Annotated in this window: 23 protein-coding genes; 6 read left to right on the forward strand and 17 right to left on the reverse strand. The window is 73.4% G+C overall.

The window, feature by feature from the left end:
• Positions 1 to 5: 5 nt before the first annotated feature.
• Genes AB0J08_RS21535 through AB0J08_RS21545 form a run of 3 tightly spaced genes read right to left on the reverse strand, consistent with a single transcriptional unit; the run spans position 6 to position 3,419 of the window.
• A complete protein-coding gene (locus AB0J08_RS21535; protein WP_360636545.1) occupies positions 6 to 692 on the reverse strand; it encodes a hypothetical protein in 687 nt (228 codons plus the stop codon).
• A complete protein-coding gene (locus tag AB0J08_RS21540; protein WP_360636412.1) occupies positions 689 to 2,977 on the reverse strand; it encodes a DUF6571 family protein in 2,289 nt (762 codons plus the stop codon). The genes AB0J08_RS21535 and AB0J08_RS21540 overlap by 4 nt, the downstream gene beginning before the upstream one ends.
• A 13-nt stretch (positions 2,978 to 2,990) precedes the next feature.
• Complete coding sequence (locus tag AB0J08_RS21545; RefSeq protein WP_360636415.1) at positions 2,991 to 3,419, reverse strand: hypothetical protein; 429 nt, start codon at positions 3,417 to 3,419, stop codon at positions 2,991 to 2,993.
• A gap of 187 nt (positions 3,420 to 3,606) precedes the next feature.
• Between AB0J08_RS21545 and AB0J08_RS21550 the strand changes: the two genes are divergently transcribed.
• The 4 genes from AB0J08_RS21550 to AB0J08_RS21565 are packed head-to-tail and all read left to right on the forward strand — an operon-like array spanning position 3,607 to position 7,207.
• Positions 3,607 to 4,578, forward strand: a complete 972-nt coding sequence (locus tag AB0J08_RS21550; RefSeq protein WP_360636418.1) for an ABC transporter ATP-binding protein — start codon at positions 3,607 to 3,609, stop codon at positions 4,576 to 4,578.
• Complete coding sequence (locus AB0J08_RS21555) at positions 4,562 to 5,464, forward strand: ABC transporter permease (RefSeq protein ID WP_360636421.1); 903 nt, start codon at positions 4,562 to 4,564, stop codon at positions 5,462 to 5,464. The genes AB0J08_RS21550 and AB0J08_RS21555 overlap by 17 nt, the downstream gene beginning before the upstream one ends.
• 25 nt (positions 5,465 to 5,489) lie before the next feature.
• Complete coding sequence (locus tag AB0J08_RS21560; protein WP_360636424.1) at positions 5,490 to 6,437, forward strand: ABC transporter ATP-binding protein; 948 nt, start codon at positions 5,490 to 5,492, stop codon at positions 6,435 to 6,437.
• 53 nt (positions 6,438 to 6,490) lie between these two features.
• Positions 6,491 to 7,207, forward strand: coding sequence for an ABC transporter permease subunit (locus AB0J08_RS21565; protein WP_360636427.1), 717 nt, complete (start codon positions 6,491 to 6,493; stop codon positions 7,205 to 7,207).
• A 190-nt stretch (positions 7,208 to 7,397) separates the two neighbouring features.
• Here AB0J08_RS21565 and AB0J08_RS21570 read toward each other — a convergent pair whose 3' ends face one another.
• Positions 7,398 to 8,630, reverse strand: a complete 1,233-nt coding sequence (locus tag AB0J08_RS21570) for an MFS transporter (RefSeq protein ID WP_360636430.1) — start codon at positions 8,628 to 8,630, stop codon at positions 7,398 to 7,400.
• 60 nt (positions 8,631 to 8,690) lie between these two features.
• Complete coding sequence (locus tag AB0J08_RS21575; protein ID WP_360636433.1) at positions 8,691 to 9,431, reverse strand: FadR/GntR family transcriptional regulator; 741 nt, start codon at positions 9,429 to 9,431, stop codon at positions 8,691 to 8,693.
• A 166-nt stretch (positions 9,432 to 9,597) separates the two neighbouring features.
• On the opposite strand from AB0J08_RS21575, the gene AB0J08_RS21580 reads away from it, so the two are divergent.
• Entirely contained in the window at positions 9,598 to 10,365 is a 768-nt protein-coding gene (locus tag AB0J08_RS21580) for a sporulation protein (protein WP_360636436.1), read from the forward strand.
• A 57-nt stretch (positions 10,366 to 10,422) separates the two neighbouring features.
• Here the strand turns inward: AB0J08_RS21580 and AB0J08_RS21585 are convergent, their stop codons facing one another.
• The 10 genes from AB0J08_RS21585 to AB0J08_RS21630 form a co-directional block, all read right to left on the reverse strand.
• The gene (locus tag AB0J08_RS21585) at positions 10,423 to 12,231 is read right to left on the reverse strand and encodes an LCP family protein (protein ID WP_360636439.1); all 1,809 of its coding nucleotides are present in this window, start codon (positions 12,229 to 12,231) and stop codon (positions 10,423 to 10,425) included.
• 179 nt (positions 12,232 to 12,410) lie between these two features.
• Positions 12,411 to 13,259, reverse strand: coding sequence for an HAD family hydrolase (locus tag AB0J08_RS21590; protein ID WP_360636442.1), 849 nt, complete (start codon positions 13,257 to 13,259; stop codon positions 12,411 to 12,413).
• Between the two features lie 49 nt (positions 13,260 to 13,308).
• Positions 13,309 to 14,583, reverse strand: a complete 1,275-nt coding sequence (gene serS, locus AB0J08_RS21595; RefSeq protein WP_360636445.1) for a serine--tRNA ligase — start codon at positions 14,581 to 14,583, stop codon at positions 13,309 to 13,311.
• A gap of 643 nt (positions 14,584 to 15,226) precedes the next feature.
• Positions 15,227 to 16,162 (reverse strand): prephenate dehydratase, encoded by a 936-nt coding sequence (gene pheA / locus AB0J08_RS21600; protein ID WP_360636448.1) that lies wholly within the window; start codon positions 16,160 to 16,162, stop codon positions 15,227 to 15,229.
• Between the two features lie 189 nt (positions 16,163 to 16,351).
• Complete coding sequence (gene efeB / locus AB0J08_RS21605) at positions 16,352 to 17,707, reverse strand: iron uptake transporter deferrochelatase/peroxidase subunit (protein WP_360636451.1); 1,356 nt, start codon at positions 17,705 to 17,707, stop codon at positions 16,352 to 16,354.
• Between the two features lie 5 nt (positions 17,708 to 17,712).
• A complete protein-coding gene (locus AB0J08_RS21610; RefSeq protein WP_360636454.1) occupies positions 17,713 to 19,791 on the reverse strand; it encodes a FixH family protein in 2,079 nt (692 codons plus the stop codon).
• Positions 19,792 to 19,804: 13 nt separating this feature from the next.
• Positions 19,805 to 20,323, reverse strand: coding sequence for a copper chaperone PCu(A)C (locus AB0J08_RS21615; RefSeq protein ID WP_360636457.1), 519 nt, complete (start codon positions 20,321 to 20,323; stop codon positions 19,805 to 19,807).
• On the reverse strand, positions 20,320 to 20,985 hold the full coding sequence (locus tag AB0J08_RS21620; RefSeq protein WP_360636460.1) for an SCO family protein: 666 nt from the start codon (positions 20,983 to 20,985) through the stop codon (positions 20,320 to 20,322). Before AB0J08_RS21620 ends, AB0J08_RS21615 begins: the two co-directional genes overlap by 4 nt.
• An 82-nt stretch (positions 20,986 to 21,067) precedes the next feature.
• Entirely contained in the window at positions 21,068 to 21,829 is a 762-nt protein-coding gene (locus tag AB0J08_RS21625; protein ID WP_360636463.1) for a YcnI family protein, read from the reverse strand.
• 190 nt (positions 21,830 to 22,019) lie between these two features.
• Positions 22,020 to 22,859: a hypothetical protein gene (locus AB0J08_RS21630; RefSeq protein WP_360636466.1), complete on the reverse strand. Its 840-nt coding sequence runs from the start codon at positions 22,857 to 22,859 to the stop codon at positions 22,020 to 22,022.
• Positions 22,860 to 23,141: 282 nt separating this feature from the next.
• Between AB0J08_RS21630 and AB0J08_RS21635 the strand changes: the two genes are divergently transcribed.
• Positions 23,142 to 23,792 (forward strand): ATP-binding protein, encoded by a 651-nt coding sequence (locus tag AB0J08_RS21635; protein WP_360636469.1) that lies wholly within the window; start codon positions 23,142 to 23,144, stop codon positions 23,790 to 23,792.
• Between the two features lie 217 nt (positions 23,793 to 24,009).
• Here the strand turns inward: AB0J08_RS21635 and AB0J08_RS21640 are convergent, their stop codons facing one another.
• Positions 24,010 to 24,276 (reverse strand): hypothetical protein, encoded by a 267-nt coding sequence (locus AB0J08_RS21640; protein ID WP_360636472.1) that lies wholly within the window; start codon positions 24,274 to 24,276, stop codon positions 24,010 to 24,012.
• A gap of 197 nt (positions 24,277 to 24,473) precedes the next feature.
• Positions 24,474 to 25,871: a sigma-70 family RNA polymerase sigma factor gene (locus tag AB0J08_RS21645; protein ID WP_360636475.1), complete on the reverse strand. Its 1,398-nt coding sequence runs from the start codon at positions 25,869 to 25,871 to the stop codon at positions 24,474 to 24,476.
• Positions 25,872 to 25,873: the final 2 nt, after the last annotated feature.

Consider the following 25,873-nt stretch of genomic DNA (forward strand, 5'->3'; position numbering starts at 1 on the left):
CTCCGTCACGCGGCGGTGCCGGACGGAGTCGCCGTGGCGCCGTCCGTCGGGCTCGCCGGGGTGAGTACGGGATCGCCGGTCGGCCAGTCGACCGCGGCCTTGCAGCCGAGCGGACCGCGCGCGGCACGCTCGGCGGTGGCCGCGGCGAGGCGGGCCCAGGCCTGCGGCGTCCAGCGCGGCGAGGCCGCCTGCTCGCCGCCCCCGGCCGGCGGGGTCGGCCCGGCCTGGACGGTGAAGTACAGCGCCTTGGCGCCGGCCCTCAGATAGCTGCCGTCGCAGCGGAAGGTGAGGTCGGCGCCCCAACGGGTGGCCCCGCCGCGGTCGCCGAGGCCGAGCGTGTAGACCGGCTCGCCGGCCGGCGGGGCCGGGGCCCGGAGGCCGCCGGCCGGGGTCTCGCTGCCGGTGAGCCGGACGGTCAGGCCCAGGCCCTTGCCGGCCTCGACGGAGCAGTCCAGCAGCTGGAGCCCGGGCTGCTGCGCCGCGTCCAGCTGCCGGTCGAGGCGGTACGAGGCCTTGGCGCCCTCGTCGAGCAGGGCTTCGGCGTCGCCGGTGCGGACGATGCCGTCGCAGGCCGTCCCCGCCGCCGACCCGCCCCCGCCGTTGCCGCCACCGTCGCTGCCGCAGCCGGCCAGGCCCGCGGCGGCGGCCAGCGCCAGCGCGGCCGCCGCCGTCCGGCGCCTCACCGCCCTCACCCGGAGACCTTCCCGTTGGAGCTCTGGCTGCCGGAGGAGCCGTCGGTGTAGCCGTCGAGGGCCCGGTCCCCGGCGCTGTCGGCCAGCCGCTGGATGTCCTCGGGGCTGAGCTTGGTGCCGTTGGCGGCATCGATGACGGCCTGCTTGGCACCGACCGCCGCGCCCTCGCGGCCCTCGGCGACGAAGTCGCGGCCCTCCTGCCGGCCGTCCTCGCTGGTGTCGCGCTCGTTGGCCTTGACCACGCTGTCGGTGATCTGCTCGACGAGGAAGTTGGCCGCCTCGCCCGCGATCGGGACCCGTTCGGTGGCCAGGCCGATCGTGGTGGTGAACGCCGTCGACGCGTAACCGGCGTTCTTCTCCAGGGCCTCGTTGTACTCCTTGTCGGAGGAGGCGTGCTCCTGGTGGACCTCGTTGACCCGGGCCTCGTTGAGGATGCCGCTGATGACACCGCCGGCCCGGGAGGTGGAGTCGATCTCCGACTCCAGCCGGGCGAAGTCGGTCTGCCCGCTGTCGATGTGGCCGCGCACCACCGCGGTCGAGTACGCCTGGTTGGCGTTGACCACGGCGCCGTACGCGTCCGGGTCCCGGCCGAGCGCGTCGAGCAGCCCGCGCACCGGAGCCTCCTTCAGCCCGGCGGGGACGCCGTTGACCGGCAGGTCGTCCTTGTGCGGGGAGAGCGCGCGCTGGGTGTCGCCCATGTACTCGGCGGTCATGTGTCCGAGGCTGTCCCGCAGCGGCGCGAACTTGGCGTCCTCACCCTTGAGGTCGTCGAGCACGCCGCCGTTGCCGTGGGTGCCGAAGGTCTGCACGACCCGGTTCATGACCTCGGCCTGGTCGGCGGTGTGCTTGGGCGACACGCCGGAGTGGTCGTCGTACGGCCGGCCGGTGGTGGCCGCCTCCAGGGCGTGGCCGAGCGCGTCCGGACCGCTGCGCATGCCCTGCTGGCGCAGCTCGTTCTTCTGCGAGACGGTGTCCGGGGTGTACTCCTTGTCGTGCGTGAAGTAGGTGAGGTAGTCGGCCGGCTTGGCCTTGCCGTTGGGGTTGACGGTGCCGTCCGTGTTGTACGCGGTCGGCTGGTCGTGGAAGAACTTGGTGGCCGCCTCCGGGCTGTGGCCCATCGCCTCCAGGATGGCGGTGGTCGGCTCCCAGCCCGAACCGCCTTCCTGGCCGAGGAGGTTGTAGCCGCGCCGGTCGCTGCGCGGGCCCATCACCGGGGCCGGCCAGTACTTGTCGTCGGTGTCCAGCTGGGTGATGTGCTCGGCGATCGGGTTGAGGAAGTGCGGGTCGTAGTCGCCGGTCCGCAGGATGCCGGAGAGGACCTGGTAGCCGTAGGGCGAGTAGTCCAGGCCGCTCTGGCGGTAGGGCTTGTCCCACATCGTCTCGGAGCCGGCCTTGCGCAGGTCGGCGGCCCACTGGTCGGACAGGTGGGGCTCGTTGGTGGTGCGGGTGGCGGTGGCCAGGTTGAGGCCGAGGTTCTTCTGCAGCTCCTGGTACTGCTTCCACCGGGCGTCGCTGGCGCCGTTGAACTGCTGCTCGTCGCCGACCATGCTGTTCCAGGACTGCAGCGTCCCCTTGGGGCCGAGGTCCTGGTAGAAGCGGGTGGAGAACTTCGGGTCGTTCGAGTTGGCGGCCAACAGCGAGTTGAGCTCGGTGAGTTCGGCGTCCGAGATCTTCCCGCCCTTGCCGGCGAGCTGGGCGGCCCGGATGCCGTCCGCCTCGGGGCCGCCGCCGACGGCCTTGGCGTTGAAGGACTTCACGTTGTCGGTGGCGGTGTCGGAGCGCAGCGCGTAGGCGGCGCGCTCGTCGGCGGCGGTGGCCTCCTGGACGGCCGCGTCGATCGCCTTGCGGGCCGACTCGGCCTTGCCGCGGTACTCGTCGTTGTAGGACCGGCTGGCGTCCGGGTCGTGCCTGGTCGCCGAGTCGGCCGGCGGCCAGCTGACGGTGCCGTCGTCGGTGACGGTCAGTCCGGCGGCCCTGGCGTCCGCGACAGCCTTGTCCAGCTTGGCCTTGGCGGCCTGGAAGTCGTGTCCGGCGTCCTTGAGGATCGAGGCGATCGCGCCCGCCTCGGTGGCGGCGGCGGTCAGCTGCTCGTTGGCCCGCTGGAGCTTGGGCCGGGCCTGGTCGGCGGTGGGTCCGCTCCAGTTGGCGGAGTTGACCTTGGCGATGACCGCGCTGTCCCACTCCTCGTCCATGGACTTCAGCTTCTTGACGACGTCTTCCCAGGCGGTGGCGGCGGTGCCGAGGACGTCCAGCTTGGCGGTGCTCAGTTCGTGGAAGTCGACCATGTCGTCCGCCCCCTCAGCCCTTCATGTCGTGCTTGACGGCGGTTTCGTTGTTCCGGTAGTTGGTGGCGCTCTCCCGCAGGGCCTGGGTGAGTTCGCCGATGGTGCTGTTCAGGGCGGCGATCTGCTGGTCCCAGGTGGCGGCGGTCTGCGCGGCCGCCTTGCCGGTGCTCCAGTTGGCCAGCGAGGTGGCCACCTGGGTGGTCTCGTCGTCGGCGGCCCGGCCGTCCCCGTTGAGCCGGCCGTGGATCTGGTCCGACGAGTTGGCGGCGGAGTCCAGCGCCGCGGGATCGACCCCGACGGTGCCGCCGTCGCCGGGGGCGTTCGCCGAGTTGATCCGGGTGCGGGCACCCTCCTGCTGCCTGGCCGCGGCGGTCAGGTTCCCGTCGGCGTCGTACGCCCAGGGGTTCATCATCCGGTCAAATGCGGTCGCGCGATCCGACATGCTCACGTCCCTCCCTGCCGGGCACTCTCCCCGGCGGCCCCCGTGTTAGGAATTCGCAAAGAATACAAGGGAGGTGTTGCGCCGGAACCCCTAGGGGATCATCGGGGCGATGTCATACCGCAGCATCACGGGGCGTCGTCATTCGAGCTCATGACCTGCACAGGGCGGCCACACTACGGTGGGGGACGTGTCCACTGTCATCAAGACGGACGGCCTCACCAAGAGGTTCCCCCGGGTCACTGCCCTCGATCAGCTCACCGTTGAGGTGGAGCCCGGGGTGGTCGGCCTGGTGGGGGCGAACGGGGCGGGCAAGTCCACACTCATCAAGATCCTGCTGGGGCTGGCCCCGGCGACCTCCGGCACGGGGCAGGTCCTCGGGCTCGACGTCGCCACCCAGGGGTCGCGGATCCGCGAGCAGGTCGGCTACATGCCGGAGCACGACTGCCTGCCGCCGGACGTCTCGGCGACGGAGTTCGTGGTGCACATGGCCCGGATGGCCGGGCTGCCGGCCGCCGCCGCCCGTGAGCGGACGGCCGACACGCTGCGCCACGTCGGGCTGTACGAGGAGCGGTACCGGCCGATGGGCGGGTACTCGACGGGCATGAAGCAGCGGGTCAAGCTGGCCCAGGCGCTGGTGCACGACCCGAAGCTGGTGCTGCTGGACGAGCCCACCAACGGCCTGGACCCGGTCGGCCGGGACGACATGCTGGCGCTGATCCGCCGGGTGCACACCGACTTCGGCATCTCCGTGCTGGTCACCACCCACCTGCTCGGTGAGCTGGAGCGGACCTGCGACCACCTGGTGATCATCGACGGGGGCAAGCTGCTGCGCTCCTCGTCCACCGCCTCGTTCACCGGGGTGACGGCCACGCTCGCGGTCGAGGTGACGGACTTCCCCGACGACCACACCCGCGACGCGAGCGCCGCCGTGCGCGAGCGGCTGGCCGCCGCCGGGCTGTCGGTGCAGTCGGAGGGCGCGCGGATCCTGCTGGTGCGGCTCGCCGGCGACGACACCTACGACACCATCCGCGACACGGTCGCGGACCTCGGCCTCGGGCTGGTCCGGCTGGAGCAGCGCCGCCACCGGGTCGCCGAGCTGTTCACCGACACCAGCGGTACGCAGAGCAAGGGAGGTACCGCAGATGGCGCTGCCGTCTGAGGCCAGGCCGCTCGACACCGGCGTCATCCACGACATCGGTTACCGCGGCTACGCCGGTCCCCGGCTCGGCCGGGCCTACGCCACCCGCTCGCTGTTCACCCAGAGCCTGCGCGCCGCGTACGGCCTCGGGCGTTCCGGCCGGTCCAAGGTGCTGCCGATGCTGCTGCTCGGTGTGGTCACCGCGCCGGCCGCGATCATGGTGGCGCTTGCGCTCACCCAGCGGCAGGACGAGCTGCCGGTCGACTACCCGGAGTACCTGGGGATGCTCGGGCTGCTGGTCTCGATCTTCCTGGCCGCCCAGGCGCCCGTCCTGCTCTCGCGGGACCTCCGGCACCACACCGTCCCGCTGTACTTCTCCCGCCCGATCACCCGGGGCGACTACGTGCGGGCCAAGTTCGCCGCGATGGCCTGCGCCCAGCTGCTGCTGATGGCCGCGCCGCTGCTTGTCCTCTACCTCGGTGCGCTGCTCGGCGGGCTGGACTTCGGGCACAACACCGCGCACTTCCTCTACGGCCTGGTCACGGCCGTGCTGTACGCCCTGGTGCCGACCTCGGTCGCGCTGGTGATCGCCGCCACCACGCCGCGGCGCGGCTTCGGGGTGGCCGCGATCATGGGCTACCTGGCGATCAGCACCGCCGTGGTCGGTGTCGTCGTCGGCATCAGCGGCGGCGGTCCCGGCATCGTGCCGGACTCCGCGCAGTGGGTGTCCCTGCTCTCGCCCGGCGGGCTGGTGGAGAGCCTGGTGAACCAGCTCTTCGACCTCGGGAGCGACCCGGGCCGGATGCACGCGCCCGGCGTCCTCGGTGTGGTGGTCTTCGCCGCCACCGGCGCCGCGATGGTGGCCGGCTCGTACGCGCTGCTGCTGCGCCGCTACCGCAACATCTGACAACCGCAGGATCTGAGAGGGCGTCATGGCCACCATCACCATCGACAAGGTCTCCCGCTGGTTCGGCAACGTGGTCGCCGTCAACGACGTCAGCATGGCGATCGGTCCCGGCGTCACCGGCCTGCTGGGGCCCAACGGCGCGGGCAAGTCCACCCTCATCCACATGATGAGCGGCTTCCTCGCCCCCTCCACCGGGGCGGTGACCCTGGACGGCGCGCCGATCTGGCGCAACCAGGAGGTGTACCGGCAGATCGGGCTCGTCCCCGAGCGGGAGTCGATGTACGACTACCTGACCGGCTGGGAGTTCGTGCTCGCCAACGCCGACCTCCACGGCCTCGCCGACCCGGCCGCCGCCGCCCGGCGAGCGCTGTCGCTGGTGGAGATGGAGTACGCCCAGGACCGGAAGACCGGGACGTACTCCAAGGGCATGAAGCAGCGCGTCAAGATGGCGTCGGCCCTGGTCCACGACCCCTCCGTGCTGCTGCTCGACGAGCCGTTCAACGGCATGGACCCGCGCCAGCGCTTGCAGCTGATGGAGCTGCTGCGCCGCTTCGGAGCCGACGGACGCACGGTGCTCTTCTCCTCGCACATCCTGGAGGAGGTCGAGCAGCTGGCCCGGCACATCGAGGTCGTGGTGGCCGGCCGGCACGCCGCCTCCGGGGACTTCCGCAAGATCCGCCGGCTGATGACCGACCGGCCGCACCGCTACCTGGTCCGCTCCAGCGACGACCGCCGGCTGGCGGCCGCGCTGATCGCGGACCCGTCCACGGCCGGCATCGAGCTGGACCCGCAGGGCCCCGACGGCGGGGCGGTGCCGGGCGAGGCGGGCGGGCTGCGGATCCAGGCGGTCAACTTCCAGGGCTTCACCACCCTGCTGCCGAAGGTCGCCCAGCAGGCCGGCGTCCGGCTGTACACCGTCGCTCCGGCCGACGAGTCGCTGGAGAGCGTCTTCTCCTACCTCGTCTCCGCCTAGGCCCGCTGTCCTGCACCACCACCGGAACCGGACCCCAGGAAGGCCGACCAACCATGAACCCGACCGTCGCCAGGCTGACGCTGCGCGGCCTGCTGGGCCGCCGCCGCAGCATCCTGCTGCTGGTGGTCCCCGCCCTGCTGCTGCTCGTCTCGGCGATCGCCAGCGGCTCCAGCGGGGACAAGCACGACCTGACCGTCAAGATCCTCGGCCAGCTGGGCCTCGGCACGCTGCTGCCGATCCTCGGCCTGGTCGTCGGCACCGGCGCCATCGCCACCGAGATCGACGACGGCTCGATCGTCTACCTGCTGGCCAAGCCGCTGCCCCGCTGGAAGATCATCACCACCAAGCTGGTCGTGGCGGTCGGCACCACCTGGGTCTTCTCGGCGATCCCGATCCTGCTGGCCGGCCTGCTGCTGTACGGCACCCAGGACGGCCTGGCGCTCGGCTACACCGTCGCCGCGCTGGTGGCCGGGGCGGCGTACAGCGCGCTGTTCCTGCTGCTGGGCGTGGTCACCCGGCACGCGGTGGTGGCCGGTCTGGTGTACGCGCTGATCTGGGAGTCCCTGATCGGCAACTTCGTGAAGGGCGCCAAGACGCTCAGCGTCCAGCAGTGGGGGCTGTCGGTGGCCGAGGCGGTGGCCGGGAAGGGCGCGATCACCGCGGACGTCGCGCTCGGAGTGGCCGTCCCGCTGCTGCTGGTGCTCACGGTGGCGGCCACGGTGCTCGCCTCGGTACGGCTGGCCGGGCTGACCCTGGCCGCCGAGGAGTAGCCCGCTGCCGGGCGGGCCCGGCCCGCCCGGCAGCACGGGCACCGCAGCACGGGCACCGCAGCACGGGCACCGCAGCACGGGCACCGCAGCACGGGCACCGCAGCACGGGCACCGCAGCACGGGCACCGCAGGACGGGCGCCAAAGGCCTGGTACCGCAGACCGGGTACCGCAGGCCGGGTGCCCGGTGCCTCAGAGCGTCCGGTTGCGGCCCGCGCCCCAGCCGGCCACGGCGGCGACCGCCGCCAGCACCAGCATCAGCACCAGCGGGATGTTCCAGCCACCGGTCAGCTGGTGCAGCGCCCCGGCGCCGACCGGTCCGGCCGCGGCCACCAGGTAGCCGACCGCCTGCGACATGCCGCCCAGCCGGGCGGCGCCGGCCGCGCTGTCGGTGCGCAGCACGATGAAGGCGAGCGCGAGGCCGAGCGAGCCGCCCTGGGCGATGCCCAGGATGACGGCCGACACCCAGGCGCCGGGCACCGGCGAGACGAGCAGGATGGTGATGCCGACCGCGTTCAGCGCGGCCATCACCACGGCCAGCGTCCGCTGCCGGGTCATCCGGCCGGCCAGCAGCGGCACCAGGAAGGCACCGGCCACCTGGACCAGGTTGGAGAAGGCGAAGACCAGGCCGGCCTCGCCGCGGTCCATCCCGTGGTCGGCCAGGATCGTCGGCATCCACGCCACCAGGGTGTAGACCAGCAGCGACGAGATGCCCATGAAGAGGCTGATCTGCCAGGCCAGCGGCGACCGCCAGACACCCTCGATCGGCCGGCCGGCGGGGACCGCCGCCACGGCGGCCTTCTCCTGTCGCGAACGCAGCACCTGCGGCAGCCAGGCGACCGCCGCGACCAGTGCCAGCAGCGACCAGGCGCCGAGCGAGGCCTGCCAGCCGCCGCCGAGGGCGCGCTCCAGGGGCACCGAGGTGCCCGCCGCGAGCGTCGCGCCGACCAGCATGGTGGTCGAGTAGACACCGGTCATGGCCGCGGCCCGGCCCGGGAACTCGCGCTTCACCAGGCCCGGCATCGAGACGTTCAGCACCGCGATCGCGACACCGATCACCACGCAGCCGGCGTACAGCGCGGCCACCGAGGGCAGCACCCGCAGCAGCACGCCGGCGCCAAGCACCAGCACGGCGCCCAGCACCACCCGCTCGGTGCCGAACCGCCTGGTCAGCCGGGGGGTGAGCGGGGCGCCGACGCCTTGGAAGAGCACCGGGACGGTGGTGATCAGACCGCTCGCCGTCGCGGAGAGGCCGAAGGTGTGCTGGATCTCGCCGACCATCGGCGAGATCGCCGCCAGGCAGGCCCGCATGTTGAGGGCGACCAGCAGGATGCCGGTCAGCAGCAGGGCGGGGTGGGCCAGCCGGGTGCGGACGGGGAGCGGGGAGTGGGTGACGACCGGCTGCTGGGCACGGGTGACGGCCATGGGGCGTGCTGCTCTTTCGTGAACGGGGGGTGCGGGGCGCGGAAGGAGGGCGGGCGCCGTCTACTTCCGGGCCGCGATGGCGGCGAGGAGCTGCTCGACGGCCGCGGTGGGCTCGGCGAGCAGCGCCCGACACGCGGCCTCGGCGCGGTCCGGGTCACCGCTCTCGATCGCGTCGACCAGCGCCGCGTGGGTGGCCACGACCACCTCGGGCATCTCGTGGTCGCCGAAGGCCGTCCGCATCGACTCCCGCACCGAGGCGCCGAAGTAGCGGTAGACCTCGGTGAGCGCGGGATTGTGCGCGGCCTCGACCACGGCGGTGTGGAACTCCAGGTCGTGCTCGACGGTCGCCTCGCGGCCGGCGCGCTCCGGGTGGGACGCGATCACCTCGGCCTCGCGGGCCAGCGCTGCCCGCATCCGGACGATGTCCTCGGGCGTGTGCCGCAGGGCCGCCAGCCGGGCGGCCTCGGCCTCCAGCGCCGCCCGGACCTCCAGGACGTCCCGGACGCCGGAGCGCTGCACGCCCCGCAGGACGGAGGCCGGGTCGCTGGTGCTGCGCACGAAGGTGCCCTCGCCCTGCCGGGAGACCAGCATGCCGGCGTGCACCAGCACCCGGATCGCCTCCCGCACGGTGTTGCGCCCGACCCGCAGCCGCTCGGCCAGCTCGTGCTCGGTGGGGATCCGCGAGCCGACCGGCCAGGCGCCGGCGGCGAGCTGCTCGCGCAGCTGGTCGATGGCGGTGTCCACCAGGGAGCGCCGGCCGGCGGCCTGCAAGGTGTCCTGGCTGTGGCCGGGTGCGGTCATGGCGGAGCTCCCCTCGGGTCCCGTGCGGTGGTCGTCGGTCATCCTACAACTGCTTTGCCCGGTCATCCTACAACTGGCCCACGGCCGGTCCGGGGGAACCGTCCGGGCCGTCCTGGCGTTCCTCCCGACGACTTCGGTCCACCCCTATTTCGAGGAGAGCGCCCCCATGGTGTTCAAGAAGCTGCTCGGTGCCCTGGGCGTCGGCGGTCCCGGCGTCGACACCGTCCTGACCACGCCGGTCGTGCGGCCCGGCGCCACCCTGCACGGGACGGTCGAGCTGACCGGCGGGACGGTCGAGGCGGACATCCGGGGGATCACGCTGACCCTGGTCGCCCGGGTGGAGATCGAGCACGAGGAGGGCGAGAGCACCGGCCTCTACCCGTTCGCGCGGTTCTCCGTCACCGCGCCGCTGGTGCTGGCACCCGGCGAGAACCGGTCGATCCCGTTCGCCGTCCAGGTGCCGTGGGAGGCGCCGGTCACCGTCGTCGCCGGGCAGCACCTGCACGGCATGCAGCTCGGCGTGCGGACGGAGGTCGACATCGCGGGCGCGCTCGACAAGGGCGACTCCGACCCGCTGGAGATCGAGCCGCTGCCGGTGCAGCACCGGATCCTGGACTCCCTGCTGCAGCTCGGCTTCCGGTTCCGCTCGGCCGACCTGGAGGCCGGCCACATCCGGGGTACCGGTCAGACGCTGCCGTTCTACCAGGAGATCGAGTTCTCCGCCGCGCCGCAGTACGCGCACGCCTGCAACTCGCTGGAGGTCAGCTTCGTCACCACCGGGCACCGGGTCGAGGTGGTGCTGGAGGCGGACAAGCGCGGCGGTCTCTTCGGCCACGGCGGCGGCGACGTCATCCGCACCCACGTGGTCGAGCACGGCCAGGCCGACCAGGACCTCACCGCCCTGGTCGACGGCTGGATCCGCGCCGCGCTCTGACGGCCGCGCCGCCGCCGGCCCCGGGTGTCCGGGTCCCGGCGGCGGGGCCGGCGGCGGCTATCCGTAGGAGACGTTGCTGCAGATGTCGTCGTCGGCGGAGCGGGCCTCGTTGACCACCTCGCTGGGCAGCGGGGCCGGCACGCTGGGGCCGGCGGTGGCCGTGGTGGCGTTGGCCGCGGCGTAGTCCTTGCCGAGGACGAGGCTGATGCCGGCTGCCGAGGTGGGCGTCAGGACGGCGCCCGGGAACAGCGCCGCGACCTTCTCCGCGTTGGCCTTCTGGCCGGCGCCGTACTCCACCGTGGTGGTCGCCTTGGTGGTGTTCTTGGCGGTGGTGACCCCGGTGACGGTGACCTTGGCGGTCTTGAGCGTCTCGGCGGCCTTGGCGGCCAGTCCGGCGGCGGTGGTGCCGTTGTAGACCGCGACCTTCACCGGCCCGTCCACGGCGGCCGGCGGGGGCGCGGCCGGGGTGGTCTCGGGGGCGGCGGTCGGGGTCTGCGGCGCGTCCTCCTGCTTGCCCGTGGCGTCCTCGCCGTCGATGGTGCGGTCGGCCTGGAGGGTCTTCCAGAGGTTGTCGACGGCCGGGTGGACCAGGTCGATCCGGGGGCCGTTGTAGCGCCACGGCGTGGTGAGGAACTTGACGTCGTGCAGGTCGATGTTCTTCATCGACAGCGCGAAGTCCATCAGCTTCTTGGCCGAGTCCAGCCCCGGGTCGACCGTCATCGACTTGGTGGCGGCGTCGGCCAGCGGCAGCAGCGTGGTCGGGTTCAGGCCCTCGCCCTTGACCTTGGTCATCAGCGAGGCCAGGAAGGCCTGCTGGCGCTTCATCCGGCCGACGTCGGACTCGTCGCCGATGCCGTGTCGCAGCCGGACGTAGTCCAGCGCCTTCTGGCCGGAGAGCTTCTGCTTCCCCTTGGGCAGGACGACCTTGCCCTTCTTGCCCAGGTTGGGGTTGAGGTGCCCCTCGTAGATGTCGTTCGGCAGGCAGACGTCGACGCCGCCGACGGCCTCGGTCATCGCCGCGAAGCCCTCGAAGTTCACTTCTATGGTGTGGTCGACCCGGATGCCGGTGAGCTTCTCCACCGTGTTCTGGGTGCAGGCCGGGTTGCCGGACTCGCTGTTGCCCACCGAGAACGCCGAGTTGAACATCTGCCCGGGGGACTCCTTGGTCCACTTGCCGTTCGGCAGCTTGCAGGCCGGGATGGTCACCAGGGCGTCGCGCGGGATGGAGATGCCCACGGCGTGCTTGTGGTCCGCGTAGACGTGCAACAGGATCGTGGTGTCCGAGCGGGCACCGTCCTCGTTGCCGCCGCCGAGGTCGCTGTTCTTGCCGGCCCGCGAGTCGGAGCCGATCAGCAGGATGTTGACGGGCTTGTTGCCGTTGGCGTCGGCGACCGCCTCCGGCGGACGGTCGGTGGCGATGGCGTCCGCGTCGAAGGACTTGATGTTGCCGTTCAGCTTGTAGTAGATCGCGCCGCCGGTGCCCGCCAGCACCACCAGGACGCCGGCCACCGACCAGGCCACGACCTTCTTGACGTTCCGCTTGGGCTTGCGGCTGTTGCGCGCGGCCGCCCGGCCGCCCGTCGCGGCGCCGTCGGACACTCCGCCGTCGGGCTTCGAGCCGTCGCCCCTGCCGCGGCCGCCGCCCTTGCCCTGGGCGGCCCGCCGGGCCTCCGCCCGGCCGCCCGGCCGGGGTGCGGGGACGCGACCGGCGGCGTCGGCCGGCCGTTCGGTGCCGACCCCGCCGCGTGAACCGCCGCCGGCCCGCGGGGTGCCGGCCGCGCGCGCGGCGCCGGTGCTGCGGGGGGCGTTCGCGGCGCGCCGCCGCCCTTCAGCCCCCGACGTGCTCTCGTCCCACTGGCCTGACATGCGCGTACCTCTCAGCGGCGGAAGCAGCAATCCTGTGCGTGTCCGGCGGGCACGGCCCGGATCGGCCGGGAGAACCGCACAGGAGCACCGCACCGGGAGACGCGGAGCTTCAGCGGAGCATACAAACTCTTCCTGTGACGGTCAGCATCCGGGTGCCGTGGAACGGCCCCGCCCCTGTCTCACCGCTGCGGGTAGAGCCGCTCCAGGACGGCGGCGACGCCGTCCTCGTCGTTGCCGAGGGTGACTTCGTCGGCGACCGCCAGCAGCTCCGCGTGCGCGTTGGCCATCGCGACGCCGTGCGCGGCCCAGCCGAACATCGGCACGTCGTTGGGCATGTCGCCGAAGGCGATCGTGTCGGTGGCGCGCAGGCCCAGGCGGCGGGCGGCGACGGCCAGGCCGGTGGCCTTGGAGAGGCCCAACGGCAGCAGCTCGACGATGCCGGCGCCCGCCATGACGACGCCGACCAGGTCACCGGCGACCCGGCGGGCGGTCTCGGCGAGCGCGTCGTCGGTCAGACCGCGGTGTTGGATGTAGAGCTTGCTGAGCGGGGAGGCGAACAGCTCGCCCTTGTCGACCCGGACCACCGGCAGGTCGGAGCCGATCAGCAGTTCGTAGCCGGGTCCGGCCAGGACGTCGCCGTCCAGGCCGTCCTGGTTGGCGGCGACGGCCAGCGGGCCGGTCTCCGCCTCGATCTTGGCGACGGCCAGCGCGGCCAGTCGGCGGTCCAGGGTGAGCGAGGTGAGCAGCTTGTGCGCGCCCGCGTCGTAGACCTGTGCACCCTGGCCGCAGACCGCTATGCCCCGGTAGCCGATCTCGTCGAAGACCGGCCGGGCCCAGGCGGCCGAGCGGCCGGTGACGATGATGTGCACCGCGCCGGCGCCGGTGGCCGTGGCCAGCGCGGCGCGGGTGCGCGCGGAGACGGTCTCCTCGCCGGTGAGCAGGGTGCCGTCGAGGTCGGTGGCGACCAGCCGGAAGGGCAGGTCGCCACCGGCGACGGGGGAGACGGGGCTGGGGCTGGTACTGCTCATGGGCCGTGCGTCTCCCGGGAGTTGCAGTCGGGCGGTGGTGCGGTGGGCGCTACTTGACCGGGGGCAGGACGGAACGCCCGCCGAGGAACGGCCGCAGTGCCTCCGGGACCACCACCGAGCCGTCGGCCTGCTGGTGGTTCTCCAGGATCGCCACGATGGTGCGCGGGACGGCGACCAGGGTGCCGTTCAGCGTGGCCAGCGGGCGGACCTTGCCCTCCTCGCGCATCCGGATGGAGAGCCGGCGCGACTGGTACTCGGTCGTGTTGGAGGTCGAGGTGACCTCGCGGTACTTGCCCTGGGTCGGGATCCAGGCCTCGATGTCGAACTTGCGCGCGGCCGAGGAGCCGAGGTCGCCGGAGGCGACGTCGATCACCCGGTACGGCAGCTCCAGGGCGTTGAGGAAGTCCTTCTCCCACTGCAGCAGGCGACGGTGCTCGTTCTCGGCGTCCTCGGGCGTGGTGAAGACGAACATCTCCACCTTCTCGAACTGGTGGACGCGGATGATGCCGCGGGTGTCCTTGCCGTAGGTGCCGGCCTCACGGCGGAAGCAGGACGAGTAGCCGGCGTAGCGCAGCGGCAGCTTGTCCGCGTCGATGATCTCGTCCATGTGGTACGCCGCGAGCGGGACCTCGCTGGTGCCGACGAGGTAGCGCTCCTCCTCTTCGAGGAAGTACACGTTCTCGGCGGCCTGGCCGAGGAAGCCGGTGCCGTCCATGGCGGCCGGGCGGACCAGGGCGGGGGTGATCATCGGGGTGAAGCCGGCCGCGGTGGCCTGGGTGATCGCCATGTTGACCAGGGCGAGCTCCAGCAGCGCGCCGACACCGGTCAGGTAGTAGGACCGCGCGCCGGCGACCTTGGCACCGCGCTCGGTGTCGATCGCGCCGAGGATCTGCCCCAGCTCGACGTGGTCACGGGGCTCGAAGCCCTCGGCGGCGAAGTCGCGCGGAGTGCCGATCTCCTCCAGCGTGACGAAGTCCTCCTCGCCGCCGACCGGTGCGGCCGGGTCGATGAGGTTCGCCAGCGAGCGGAGCAGGCGCTCGGCCTCCTCCTTGGCGACGCCCTGTTCGGCGTCGGCGGCCTTGACCTCCTCGGCGAGCGCCTTGGTGCGCTGCAGCAGGGCGGTCTTCTCCTCGCCCTGGGCCTTGGCGACCTGCTTGCCGAGCGTCTTCTGCTCGTTGCGGAGTTCGTCGAAGCGACTGCCCGAGGACCGCCGCCGTTCGTCGGCGGAGAGGAGGGCGTCGACCAGGTCGACGTCCTCGCCACGGACGCGCTGCGAGGCGCGCACTCGGTCAGGGTCCTCACGGAGCAGGCGAAGGTCAATCACGCGCCCAAGCCTACCGGGCGGGGCCCCGTCCACCGGTAGGGGATTTCCCCTGGGGATAACTCGACTCCTCCTGTGGATAACTCCTGTGGGCAATCGCCCGGGGTCGAGTTATCCACAGGAGGAGCCCGCAGGCTGTGGATGGACGGGTGGTGGGTGGGGACGGCGGACGCAACCGAAGAATTGAGGTTTCAAACCTCAGTTGACCTTCCCGAGTGAGGGAATTGAAGCACTCAGACAGGTGATTTGCTGGCACACGGGTGACTCTGGTCCGATTAGTCATATCTAAGCCGCTAACCGATGTTCCGACCGAAACGGGCAGTGGCTATACCGGTTTGTCGACTCGTCCCCAGGTCTGTGGATAACTTTCGGCTGTGGACAGCCCGAGGGCCTGTGGACAGCCGCTTCCATCGGTGGGGCCCCTGTGGACGACGGGTGCGGTCGCCCGCCCCGAGGTCCGGATGCAGTCGAAAACAGTCGAGAAAGAACAGGGAAACGAAAGTCGGCGATCAAATGTCCTGGATGCCCAGGTCACCCGGATGCCGCAACCGCCTCGCAACCGCCTCGCAACCGCCTCGCACGTGCCTCGCTGCAGCCTCGCGACCGGCTCGTACGTACCTCGCCGCCCCCGGACGTCCCGAACCCCTCAGATGTCGCCGCGCCCGTCGAGGCAGCGGGAGAGCCAGTCGGCGGCCTCGGTGAAGTCGGCGTCCGAGGTGCCCGGTCGCTGGTGCTTGGAACCCTGCCGGTCGGCGCGCGGATAGGAGCCGAGGAAGCGCACGTGCGGGCAGATCCGCTTGAGGCCCATCAGCGCCTCGCTCACCCGGCGGTCGGCGAGGTGGCCCTCGCAGTCGATCAGGAAGCAGTAGCTGCCGAGTCCCTCGCCGGTCGGCCGGGACTCGATCCGCATCAGGTTGACCCCCCGCACCGCGAACTCCTGCAGCAGCTCCAGCAGAGCGCCCGGGTGGTCGTCCGGCAGCCAGACCACCATCGAGGTCTTGTCCGCGCCGGTCGGTGAGGAGACCCGCCCGGGCCGGCCCACCAGGATGAAGCGGGTGGTCGCGTTCTGCGCGTCGGCGATGTCTTTGACCAGCGGGTCCAGGCCGTAGATCGGCGCCGCGAACTCGCCCGCGAACGCACCGTCGAACCGTTCCTCGGCGACCAGCCGGGCGCCGTCGGCGTTGGAGGCCGAGGACTCCCAGCGGGCGTCCGGCAGGTTGGCGGCCAGCCAGCGGCGCACCTGCGGCTGGGCCACCGGGTGGCTGGTGACGGTCTTGATGTCGGCCAGCTCGGTGCCGGGCCGCACCAGCAGCGCGAAGGAGATCGGCAGCAGCACCTCACGGTAGATCATCAGCGGGGTGCCGGCGGCCAGTTCGTCGTTGGTCGCGGTGACGGCGCCCTCGACCGAGTTCTCGATCGGCACGAACGCGCCCGAGGCCTCGCCGCCGCGCACCGCGTCCAGCACCAGCGGCACCGAGGCCAGCGGCACCAGCTCCCGGGTCGCCGCCTCGGGCAGGGTGCGCAGGGCCGCCTCGGTGAAGGTGCCCGCCGGGCCGAGGTAGGTGTAGCGGGTGGCCGACATGCCGCCTCCATGCGAAAGGGTTACCGAACAGATCACCTTAGACCCTCCGGCAGATCGGGGGCGGTGTCGCCCATCTGCCGGAAGGTCCTGGCCACTTCACCCGCCGCCCACGGCGGCGCTCCGGTCCGTGGGAGGTCCGGGCGGGGCCGCTGAGACGCGGGCCGGGACCGTGACCGCCCACGGCGGTGCCTACTCCAGCAGCGGCTGCCCCACGTAGCCGCCCTCCGGCGCGCCGGGCGGCACGGCGTACAGGCCGCTGGCCTCGTGTCGCAGGAAGCGGGAGAGGCCGTCGCCCCGGGCGAGCTTGCGCTGCACCGGGGTGAAGCCCCGGCCCGGGTCCGCCTGGAAGGCGAGGAAGAGCAGCCCGGCGTCCGGCGAGCCGTCGGCCAGCAGGCCGTCGTGGTACGAGAAGCCCCGCCGCAGCATCGTCGCCCCGCCGTTGGCGGCCGGCGCGGCGACCCGGACGTGCGCGTCGGCGGGGACGGCGAGCGTGCCGTCCGCCGCCTGCGCGGTCAGGTCCACCGGGGTGGTCTCGCCACCGGAGGCGGGCGCGGAGAGCGGCGCGCCGTCCGCCTTCCGGCGCCCGATCACCCGCTCCTGGCGGTCGACCGGCAGCGACTCCCAGGAGTCCAGCAGCATCCGGATCCGCCGGAACACCAGGTACGAGCCGCCGCTCAGCCAGGCGGTGCGGTCGTCGCCGCCGGTACAGAACACCTTGCCGGCGAAGCCGTCCTCGCCGGGCCTGGGATTGTTGGTGCCGTCGATCTGGCCCATCAGATTGCGCCCGGTCACCGGGTGCGCGGTGGCGCCGGGCGTCCGGGCGAAGCCGGCCGCCTGCCAGCGCAGCGCCGCCGTGCTGGCCGCCTGGCGCTGGAGCACCCGCAGGGCGTGCACGGCGACCAGCGCGTCGTCGGCGCCGATCTGGACGAAGAGGTCGCCGTCGCCGCGGGCCGGGTCCAGCGCGTCCGCCGGGAAGGCGGGCAGCGGCTCCAGCGCAGCCGGGCGGCGGTCGGCGAGGCCGGCCTTGTCGAACAGGGTGGCGCCGAAGCCGAAGGTGACGGTCAGCGAGCAGGGGCCGGCGTCCAGGGCCACCTGGTTCTCGAACGCGTCGGCCGGTTCACCGGCGGCCATCAGCGCGGCCGTCCGGGACCAGCTCCGCAGCAGCGTCCGCAGCCCGTCCCGGCCGACGCCGCCGGCCAGGTCGAAGGCGGCCAGCTGGACCCGGGCCTGCTGCGGTTCGAGGATGCCGGCCTGGTGCTCGCCGTGGAACGGCACCCGCCCGGCGCCGAGCGAGGCGTTCGGGCCGGCGGCGGGCCCGGCCGCGGGGGCCCGGCCCAGGGCGGCCGCCCCGGCCGCTCCGGCGCCCGCGCCGACCACCAGCCCGGCCCCGGCGGTGCCCAGCAGGGCCCGCCGGGTGACACCGGACCGCGGCGCCCGGCCGGTGGCGCCCCCGGCGCCGGTGGCGTCGGCCGCACCGGTGGCTTCGCCGGTGCCCGGGGTGCTCCCGGTGCCCGTGGTCCGGCCCGTGCCCGTGGCGTCGCGCATCGCCCTCACCCGATCTTCAGTTGCTTGATCTCGGTGGTCTGGTCGATCTCCGAGGAGCGGACCAGCACCGACACCACCCAGTTCCCGGCCAGCGGCAGCTGCGCGGTGCCGCTCCAGCGCCCCGCGCCCTCGGCGGTCAGCGGCACCGGCAGCGGCCCGAGGTCGCGGTCCGGCAGGGTGAAGGCGAGCTCCACCTCGGGGACGTCGACCGGCCGGCCGTCCACCCCGTCCAGGCTCAGGTGGACTTCGTTGGGACCGGTTCGGGCGGGGTTGAGGGTGACGGTCGCGGTGCCCTTGGCGTTCGGGGTGCGGCCCTTGGTGTCGTACGGGAGCTTGAGCTCCAGCGTCTGGCCGGGCACCGTCTGCGGGGCGGGCACGCCCGGCGCGGGCACGGTGGCGCCGTTCGCGGCCCCGGCGGCCGCGATCTCGCTCGCCACCCGGCCGGGCGGCGAGTTGGTGAGCATCGTGGTGACCACCAGCACGGCCACCGCCACCGTCGCCTCGGCCAGCACCGAGCGGCGCAGCCCGGCCCGGGTCGGGGTGAGTCCGCGCGCGCGGCCGGCGCTGGCCCGGGCAGCCTGCTGGCGGGCCAGCTGGGCCTGCCGGACCGGGTCGTCGGTGCGGGCCGCGACGGCGACCGGCTCCGGCGCCTCGACCGGCGCGACCGGCTCGGCCTCCGCCGGGGCGGCCCGCAGCCGGGCCAGCCAGGCGCGGGAGATCCAGGCGACGCCGAGCATCGCGACCACGCAGCCGGTCTTCACCAGCAGCAGCCGCCCGTACTCGGTGCCGGTCAGCGCGCCCCAGCTGCCGAGGCCGCGCCAGGACTGGTAGATCCCGGTGGCGGTGAGCACCGCCACCGAACCGAAGGCGATCCGGGAGAACCGGTCGGCGGCGTCCGCGCCGATCCCGTGCCGCAGGCCGACCAGCATCCCGGCCAGGCCGCCGAGCCAGAGCGCCATCGCGATCAGGTGCAGTACGCCGAGCGGCAGCGCCAGCCAGACCTGGATGCCGACCGAGGCGTGGTCGGCGCCGACCCAGGTCGCCGACAGGGCGACGGCCAGCACCAGCCCGGCCACGCCGAGGCCCAGCCGGGCCTCGTGCTGCGGGCGCTCGGCGGCGCGCCGCTCCAGCTGCCGCAGCTCGGCCTCCTCCGCGTCCACCGTCGCCCGTTCGTCGCCCGCGGCCGGGGCGTCGCTGGCCGGCCGCTCGTCGCCCAGCGTCCGCTCGTCGCCCGCCCGGCCGTCCCCGGCCTGCGCCGGGGGCGGCGTCGCCGGCTGCCCGAGCTGGCCGACCAGCAGCGACAGGAAGACCCCGCTCGCCGCCAGCAGCAGCAGCCGGGCGGCCAGCGCGGTGCCGATCCGCTCGTCAAGCGTGGCGCGCACCAGGGACAGGTCGAAGGCCTGCCCGAGGCCCGATCCCCGCTCGTACGGGCCGCGCAGCATCAGCACCGCGACGGTGGAGACCAGCAGGGCCACCCAGCCGGTCATCAGCAGCCGCTGCACCGCGCGGTGCGCCGCCCCGGCCGGCCAGCAGGCCAGCACGAACGCGGCCGCGCCGATGAGCAGCGCGAACGCCGCGTAGGCGACGGCCCGGCCGGTGCCGTACAGCGCGGCGACCACGTCGTCGGCCTCGGCGCCGCTCAGCGCGGTGGTGGAGACGGAGGTGTCCGAGGGCGCGCCGACGGAGAAGGTGAACGCGCCGCCGATCGGGTGGGAGTCCTCGGAGACCGCGCGCCAGGCCACCGTGTAGGTGCCGTTGGCCAGGCCGCTGTTCAGCCCGACCCGGGCGGTGTTGTCCTTGCCGTCCGCGTGTGCGGGGCCGCCGGTGTCGACCGCCTTGCCGGCCGGGTCGAGGACCCGGACCGAGTCCCCGGAGAGCGACACCGCCTCGCTGAAGGTCAGTGTGACGGCCTGCGGCGCGGTCGCGACGACCGAGTTCTGCGCCGGGTCGGTGGACTGCAGGGTGGCGTGGGCGGCGGCGGGCCCGGCGGCGGCGAGCATCAGCGCGAGCACCGCGCCGAGCAGGCCCAGCAGCCCGACGAGCCGGCGGCGGGTGGTGGGGTTCGGCAACGCGGCCGTCAGCATCTCCTGGATCCCCTTACTGCTGGCCGGGGCGGTAGGTGAGTTCCTTGACCGGCACCTTGACCGAGACGGTGCCGGTCTTGGCGAAGGTCAGGTCGAGTTCGAGCTCGTCACCGAGGGCGGGGGCCTTCTGCCATCCCATGATCATGAGGTGGTTGCCGCCGCGCGCGAGCTGCAACGCGCCGTGCGCCGGGACGTCCAGGCGGTCGACCTGCTCCATGGTGGACTCGGTGGAGCGGTGCATGGTGACCGACCGCGCGGCCGGGCTGGAGACCTTGAGCAGCTGGTCCTCGCCGCCGTCGTTGCGCACGGTCAGGTAGCCAGCCGCCATCCCGCCCGCCGGAGGCAGCGGGATGTAGGAGTCGGCGACGCTCAGCCGGGCCGGCCCGTCGGCGGAGTCGCCGCCGCCACCCGCGCCGTCCCCGCCGCCCGCGCCGCAGGCGACCAGGATGGCGCCGGCGCCCAGTGCCGTCGCCAGCACCGTCCCCGCGAGCGCGGCCCGCCGAAAGCCCCGCGGGCCGCCGATGCCCTTCATGCCGCGACCCCCTGGGCGAGCAGCGGGAGGTCGTGCTCGTAGGTCTTCTCCTCCGTACCGCTGAGGTAGAGGAGGTGCGCCTTGTCGTCGGAGGGCAGGAACGCCAGCACCTGCGCGCCGTGGGTGGAGGTGACCGTCCCGTCCGCGTTGACCACCGGGTCCTCGATCAGGATGCCGAGCGACTTGGCGGCGGCCTTGACCTTGGCCAGGTCCCCCGTGAGGCCTATGAAGTCCTTGCCCATCGAGTCCAGCCAGCTGCGCAGCACCTGCGGGGTGTCGCGCTGCGGGTCGGTGGAGACGAAGACGACGTCGACCTTCTGCCGCTCCTCGGGGGAGAGCTTCGTCATCGCCACGCCGATGTCGCCCATGGTGGTCGGGCAGACGTCCGGGCAGCTGGTGTAGCCGAAGAACAGCAGGGTGCTCCGGCCGCCGGTCTTCTGCCGCAGGTCGTAGGGCTGGCCGGCGGTGTCGGTCAGCTGGAGGTCGGGCTTGTCGAAGTGCTTGCTGAGCACCGTGCCCTGGTAGGGCGAGTCGGCCTGCTGCCGGGTGACCTTGGCGGGGCCGGTGCCGCCGTCGGAGCCGCAGGCGGTCAGGGTGAGGGCCGCGGCGAGCGCGACGGCGGCGGCGCCGGCCAGACGGGCGGTGCGGAGGGTGCGGGGCATGGGGGGATCCGATCGTGCGCGGTGGATCACCGGCGGGGCCGCACCCGGGTGCGGTACGGGTGCGGCCCCGACGGTGCGGGGGTCAGGAGGCCGAGCCGCCGTTCTTGCGGCGCAGGCCGAGGACGCCGAACGCGGCGCCGATCAGGCCGACCACGATGCCGACCACGGCGAGCACACGGGCGGTGGAGTCGCCGCTCTTGCCGGAGGAGCCTGCGGCGGCCTCGTCCTTGGTGTCGCCGTGCCCGTGGCCGTCGGCGGGGGCCGACGGGGAGGCGGTCACGCCGTGGCCGTCGCCGGCGGCGGCCTTGGTGAGGGTCAGCACGGGGGCGGGCTTGGCCGGCTCGGGCTGGCCGTCCTTGGCCTCGTCGATCCAGCGGACGACGTCGCCGTTGTCGTAGCTCTGCAGCGCCTTGAAGGTCATCTTGTCGGTGTCGGTCGGTAGCGGGCCGAGCGAGACGCGGAACTCCTGGAACTGGCCGGGGGCGATCCTGGTGCCCGCGTCGGCGGTCCAGGTGATCTTGGAGACGGCCTCGTTGACGTCGTTGCCGTGCACCTTGATCGGCTTGTCGAGCTTGGACTTCTCGACGGTCGCGGTCCACCCCGGCATCGGGAGGGTGCGGACGGAGGCCAGCGGGTGGTCCAGCGGGAGGTTGACCTCCAGCTTCACCGTGGAGGCGGTGTCGTTCTCGTTCGGCACCCGGAAGTCGACCGCGGTGTAACCGCCCTGCGGGGCGCTGCCCGGGTTCACGGTCACGTGCGCGAAGGCCGGGCCGGCCAGCACCACGACGGACGTGGCGGCGGTGAGGGCGACGGCGCCGATACGGCGGGCGGGAAGGGAACGCATGATTCGGGTCTCCGTTCGGAGGCTCGGCGGCAGGACCGCTCCCGGACACGGTGATCCGTGCCTCGGCGGGGCCGCGCGGCGTGGGGACGAGTGGGGGAGCCGGCCGCGGGACGCGGCGGAGACGGCTCGGCTGCTGCGTACGCCCGGAGCCCGGTCCGGCGGCCCTGGCGGGCACGCCGTCGACGGCGGGTCAGTACGCGAGGGCCCCGAACGGTGGGCCGCGCCGCACCACGCTGTGCCGCAGCGCGGTGCGCGCCGGCGGCCGGCTGTCCCCGGCGCGTGCGCCGGACCGGCGGGCGGGCCCGCCGGGCGTGCCGAGCAGACCGCCCAGCACTGCCGCGGCCAGCGCGAACGCCGTCCGCAGCGGAGTGGCCCAGTGCTCCCGGGCGGCCGTGGCGGTGATCCTGACCAACCGCCAGAGCGCCGCCTCGCCGCGCCGCAGCCACCAGCCGGCCACCAGGGCGGCGGCCAGGTGTCCCGCGAGCATCGACGGCGTCATGCCGAGCAGGCCGCCCTGCCACCAGGGCGCGACGGCGTACGCCTGCGGGTCCAGGCCCGCGCCGGCGACCAGCTGTTCGGCGGACGGGCCGCCGGACAGGCCGGCCGGCGTGCCGGGCCGGGCCTCGTTGCAGATCAGCCGGCCGGCCACCTGGGGCAGGGTCAGCCGGCCGGAACCGCCGCCGTGGTGCATCCCGGCCATCGCGCCGGCCGCGGTGGCGTGCCCGCCGAAGGCGTGGAACAGGCAGTGCAGCCCGAGCTGGCCTGCACCGAGCGCACCGGCGATGGCGCCGAGCGAACGCTCCCGCCCGCCGAAGGCCACCGCGAGCACCAGGACGGCCGCGAAGCCGGTCGCGAGCGCGGGCGGTGCCACGTTCCCGCCGCCGGCCAGGGCGTGCCCGGCGGCCGCGACCAGCGTGCAGACCAGGGCGAACGGGACGGCCCGCGCAAGCCGCAGGTCCCAGGCGGCGGCCCCCACCGGCGCGTCCGGTGCGAGGGCGCCCGGGTGCGGGGCGGTGGCGAGGGCAGTCATGGCCGGGCCATCATCTCATCGCCCACCGCGCCGTCGTTGGCAGGGTGGGAAATCCCGGGGCGGGTCGGACGGCTCCCGCCGGGCGGGGACGCGGATTGTCGGACAAGCCCCACGAATGCCCCGTTCGGCCCCGCGTGCGGCCCCCGGTGTGCGCCGCTCGGCACACACCACGGCCCCAGTCCATCCGCCGAACGGGCGGTGGCGGACCTCCGGCACGGTTCACCGCCGGATCGCCCGGAGATACCTAGTTGTATGTGGAGCCGTAGCCAGGAGGGACCTCCCGTGGACATCTGGTGGACTCTGCACCTCAAGCGCGACCCGGCCAGCGTGCCGCTGGCCCGGCGCATCCTGCTCGGGGCCATGGCGACGGCGGGCGTCGACCCGCAGATCGCCGACGACCTCGGCGTCGCCCTCAGCGAGGCCTGCGCCAACGCGGTGGAACACGGCGCCGGCGGGCGGGCGGACGCCGGCTTCCAGGTCACCGCGTCGATCAGCGGGGACCTCCTGCGGATCGAGGTGACGGACTCCGGCCCCGGCCTCCCGGCGCCGGCCGTCCCGGCCGCCCCCGCACCGTTCCCGCTGCGCCGCCCCGCCGCCCCGCCGGCCCGCCCGGCCCCGCACCGCCGTGCCCGGCGCGGTCGCGCCAGCGTCCCCGGCCCGGTCCTCACCGCCCACCGCCCCCGCCGCGAGGACCGCCCCTACGACACCCACGTCCTGCCGCCCCGCCGCCCCGAGGCCCCGGTGCCCACCCTCCGCCCGGTCGACCTCGACACACTCCCCGACCTCACCGCCGAGTCCGGCCGCGGCCTGTTCCTGATCCACGCCCTCACCGACCACGTCCAGCTCCGCAACCATCCTCTGCGCGGTGCGATCGTCAGCTTCGACAAGGTCCTCAAGTGGCAGGACGATGCCCTGCTGCGGGCCGCGTCGTAGCGCCGGTATCCCTCTGACCTGCACGAATGGTCGCTATCGGGGCCCAGGTCGGGCGAGAACGAGGCGGGGATCAGGCTGCCGGGGCACACGTGGGGCACACGCCCTCGGATCCGGCGCAGAGTGCCCCGCTCCCGGACCCGGAGCACTCCGTCGACAGCTCGGCAAGGGCCGAGGGGCCGGGGCTCCTGCCGGTGGCACCGGCAGGAGCCCCGGGCGGTCACCTGGCCAAGGCCCAGGTCACCACGACTGTGGCGACCGCGGCCAGTGCGGCCACCGCGCTCCAGATCACGGAGGTCCGGTGCCAGAACGGGGGCACCGCCACCGCGCCGGTCCTTCCATCGCCGGCCGACACGCTGGTCCGGCTGATGGAGCCGTGATAGGCGTTCGAGACCGGCGCGACCATGTTCAGCCGTGCCTTCCCCTGGACGTTGATGCTGATGAGGGGTGCCTGGGGAACGTCGTCCGCGTTACCGTTGGCGTCCAAGTAGTTCTCCTCGTGTGGGCTGCTTGTTGTCGAGGAGGCTGTGCTTTCCTGCGTGCCGCCTCGACGGTGGTGTGCGGCGGGGGCCGTTCGCTGCAGCCCCCGCCGCATTCGTGTCGCTGCTTCGTGGCCTGGTGGAGGCCCCCGTGACCGGGCCGTTCCCCGATCGCGCCGCCTCGTCCGGCCGGTATGAGGCCGGCTCACCGCTGCGTTCCCTCGGGCCGGTTGTCGAGGCTGAGACTCCTGGCGAGGCGATCCTTGGCCCTGCTCAGGTGGTAGTCGACGGTGCGCACGCTGATGTCCATCAGCAAGCCGATCTCCGTGGTGGAGCGGCCGGCAACGTAACGCAGCACGATGACGTCGAACTGGCGTGGCGGAAGTTCCGAGATGGCGGCGTACAGGCCGAGGCCGTCCTGCATCGCGTCGAGTTGGGCCCGGGCCTTCTGCATCGCCCGGGCAAGCGCAGCGTCTGCGGAGAAGCTGCGGGTGTGAGACGCCACGCTGGCCAGGAGGACATCCCAGGTCGAGGCGGCCAGCTGGGGTTCCCGCACAAGCTGCTGCCAGCGATCCAGGATGAAACCGAATGCCTCGTCGACCGCCCGTCGAGTAAGTCGCTCATCTCCCAGACGTGACTTGGCGTATGCGGTGTAGTAGGCCACGTTCGAGAGGTAGAACGCCTCGAACTCGAGCGGTAGATCCGGGCCGACCGCCTCCGGGGCACCGGCGGGGTCGGTGAGCAGTGCAGCACCAACCGACCGGGCACCGCCTACCGGCGCTGTGCGTCCGCCCGGTTCGGGTGGACCGCCACCGCCCGACAGCCCGGTCGTCGGGGGGAGGGGGCTTGGTGGTCCGCCGGCCGGGCCAGTCGGTGGCTCCGCGGTGGGTGGTTCGTCGTCCAGGTCCTCGTTCGGTCCAGCGCCGGCCCTCTCCGCTGCGGACCGGGTTTGCGGGCATGGGGGCGCCGGCTGTCTCCCGGGCCGTTCGGTCGGCACTCCTGCCCTGCTCCTGGCAGCCGCCAGCGCCTGGGAGGTCGTTGCGAGGCGTCGGCGCAACTGTTCGCATTCGCTCGCCGAGCAGCTCAGCTCCTTGGTGAGCGCGTGCACGCGCTTGCCCAGTTCTGCGACGTTCAGACGTAGTTGGGAGTTCTCCTGGTACAGCTGCGTGACCAGCTTCGCGCTGTCGGCTCCGGGGCGACCCCGCAGATCCTCGACCTGTTGGTGCAGTTGGGCCAGAGCCAGCGGGTTGACCGCGGTGGCCCGGATCGTCTCCGTCCGGTCCGCGAAGAACCTTCCGAAACCGTCAAGCACCCCCCGGGCCTGTCGCGCCCGCTCCGTGGCGACTGCCTCGTCAGGGAAGCAGGCCGCGGCCACCGCATCGATGAACTCGCCAGTGAGGTTGCAGCCGGCCAGCCGGTCGGCCACCGTGGTCCGGCTCGGGACGGGCCCGCTGTAGAAACGGCCGTGGGTCAGGGCGCTGTGCAGGCCGCTGACGGTGAGCGCTGCCTCGTCCATCCAGGTGCGCATGAGCGCCGCCGTGGCGTTGTCCTGCGGGCTGCTGCCGCGCAGGTCCGCCCATGGCCGGGTTCGGCGGCCTGACATCC

The sequence above is a fragment of the Kitasatospora sp. NPDC050463 genome (genome assembly GCF_040655255.1).
Lineage (GTDB): Bacteria > Actinomycetota > Actinomycetes > Streptomycetales > Streptomycetaceae > Kitasatospora.

What these genes read in the sequence shown, in the direction of transcription:
- AB0J08_RS21540 (WP_360636412.1), bottom strand. Translation starts at nt 2,977, where the DNA reads ATGGTCGACTTCCACGAACTGAGCACCGCCAAGCTGGACGTCCTCGGC.
- AB0J08_RS21545 (WP_360636415.1), bottom strand. Translation starts at nt 3,419, where the DNA reads ATGTCGGATCGCGCGACCGCATTTGACCGGATGATGAACCCCTGGGCG.
- AB0J08_RS21555 (WP_360636421.1), top strand. Translation starts at nt 4,562, where the DNA reads ATGGCGCTGCCGTCTGAGGCCAGGCCGCTCGACACCGGCGTCATCCAC.
- AB0J08_RS21560 (WP_360636424.1), top strand. Translation starts at nt 5,490, where the DNA reads ATGGCCACCATCACCATCGACAAGGTCTCCCGCTGGTTCGGCAACGTG.
- AB0J08_RS21565 (WP_360636427.1), top strand. Translation starts at nt 6,491, where the DNA reads ATGAACCCGACCGTCGCCAGGCTGACGCTGCGCGGCCTGCTGGGCCGC.
- AB0J08_RS21570 (WP_360636430.1), bottom strand. Translation starts at nt 8,630, where the DNA reads ATGGCCGTCACCCGTGCCCAGCAGCCGGTCGTCACCCACTCCCCGCTC.
- AB0J08_RS21575 (WP_360636433.1), bottom strand. Translation starts at nt 9,431, where the DNA reads ATGACCGCACCCGGCCACAGCCAGGACACCTTGCAGGCCGCCGGCCGG.
- AB0J08_RS21580 (WP_360636436.1), top strand. Translation starts at nt 9,598, where the DNA reads ATGGTGTTCAAGAAGCTGCTCGGTGCCCTGGGCGTCGGCGGTCCCGGC.
- AB0J08_RS21585 (WP_360636439.1), bottom strand. Translation starts at nt 12,231, where the DNA reads ATGTCAGGCCAGTGGGACGAGAGCACGTCGGGGGCTGAAGGGCGGCGG.
- AB0J08_RS21590 (WP_360636442.1), bottom strand. Translation starts at nt 13,259, where the DNA reads ATGAGCAGTACCAGCCCCAGCCCCGTCTCCCCCGTCGCCGGTGGCGAC.
- pheA (WP_360636448.1), bottom strand. Translation starts at nt 16,162, where the DNA reads ATGTCGGCCACCCGCTACACCTACCTCGGCCCGGCGGGCACCTTCACC.
- efeB (WP_360636451.1), bottom strand. Translation starts at nt 17,707, where the DNA reads ATGCGCGACGCCACGGGCACGGGCCGGACCACGGGCACCGGGAGCACC.
- AB0J08_RS21610 (WP_360636454.1), bottom strand. Translation starts at nt 19,791, where the DNA reads ATGCTGACGGCCGCGTTGCCGAACCCCACCACCCGCCGCCGGCTCGTC.
- AB0J08_RS21615 (WP_360636457.1), bottom strand. Translation starts at nt 20,323, where the DNA reads ATGAAGGGCATCGGCGGCCCGCGGGGCTTTCGGCGGGCCGCGCTCGCG.
- AB0J08_RS21620 (WP_360636460.1), bottom strand. Translation starts at nt 20,985, where the DNA reads ATGCCCCGCACCCTCCGCACCGCCCGTCTGGCCGGCGCCGCCGCCGTC.
- AB0J08_RS21625 (WP_360636463.1), bottom strand. Translation starts at nt 21,829, where the DNA reads ATGCGTTCCCTTCCCGCCCGCCGTATCGGCGCCGTCGCCCTCACCGCC.
- AB0J08_RS21630 (WP_360636466.1), bottom strand. Translation starts at nt 22,859, where the DNA reads ATGACTGCCCTCGCCACCGCCCCGCACCCGGGCGCCCTCGCACCGGAC.
- AB0J08_RS21645 (WP_360636475.1), bottom strand. Translation starts at nt 25,871, where the DNA reads ATGTCAGGCCGCCGAACCCGGCCATGGGCGGACCTGCGCGGCAGCAGC.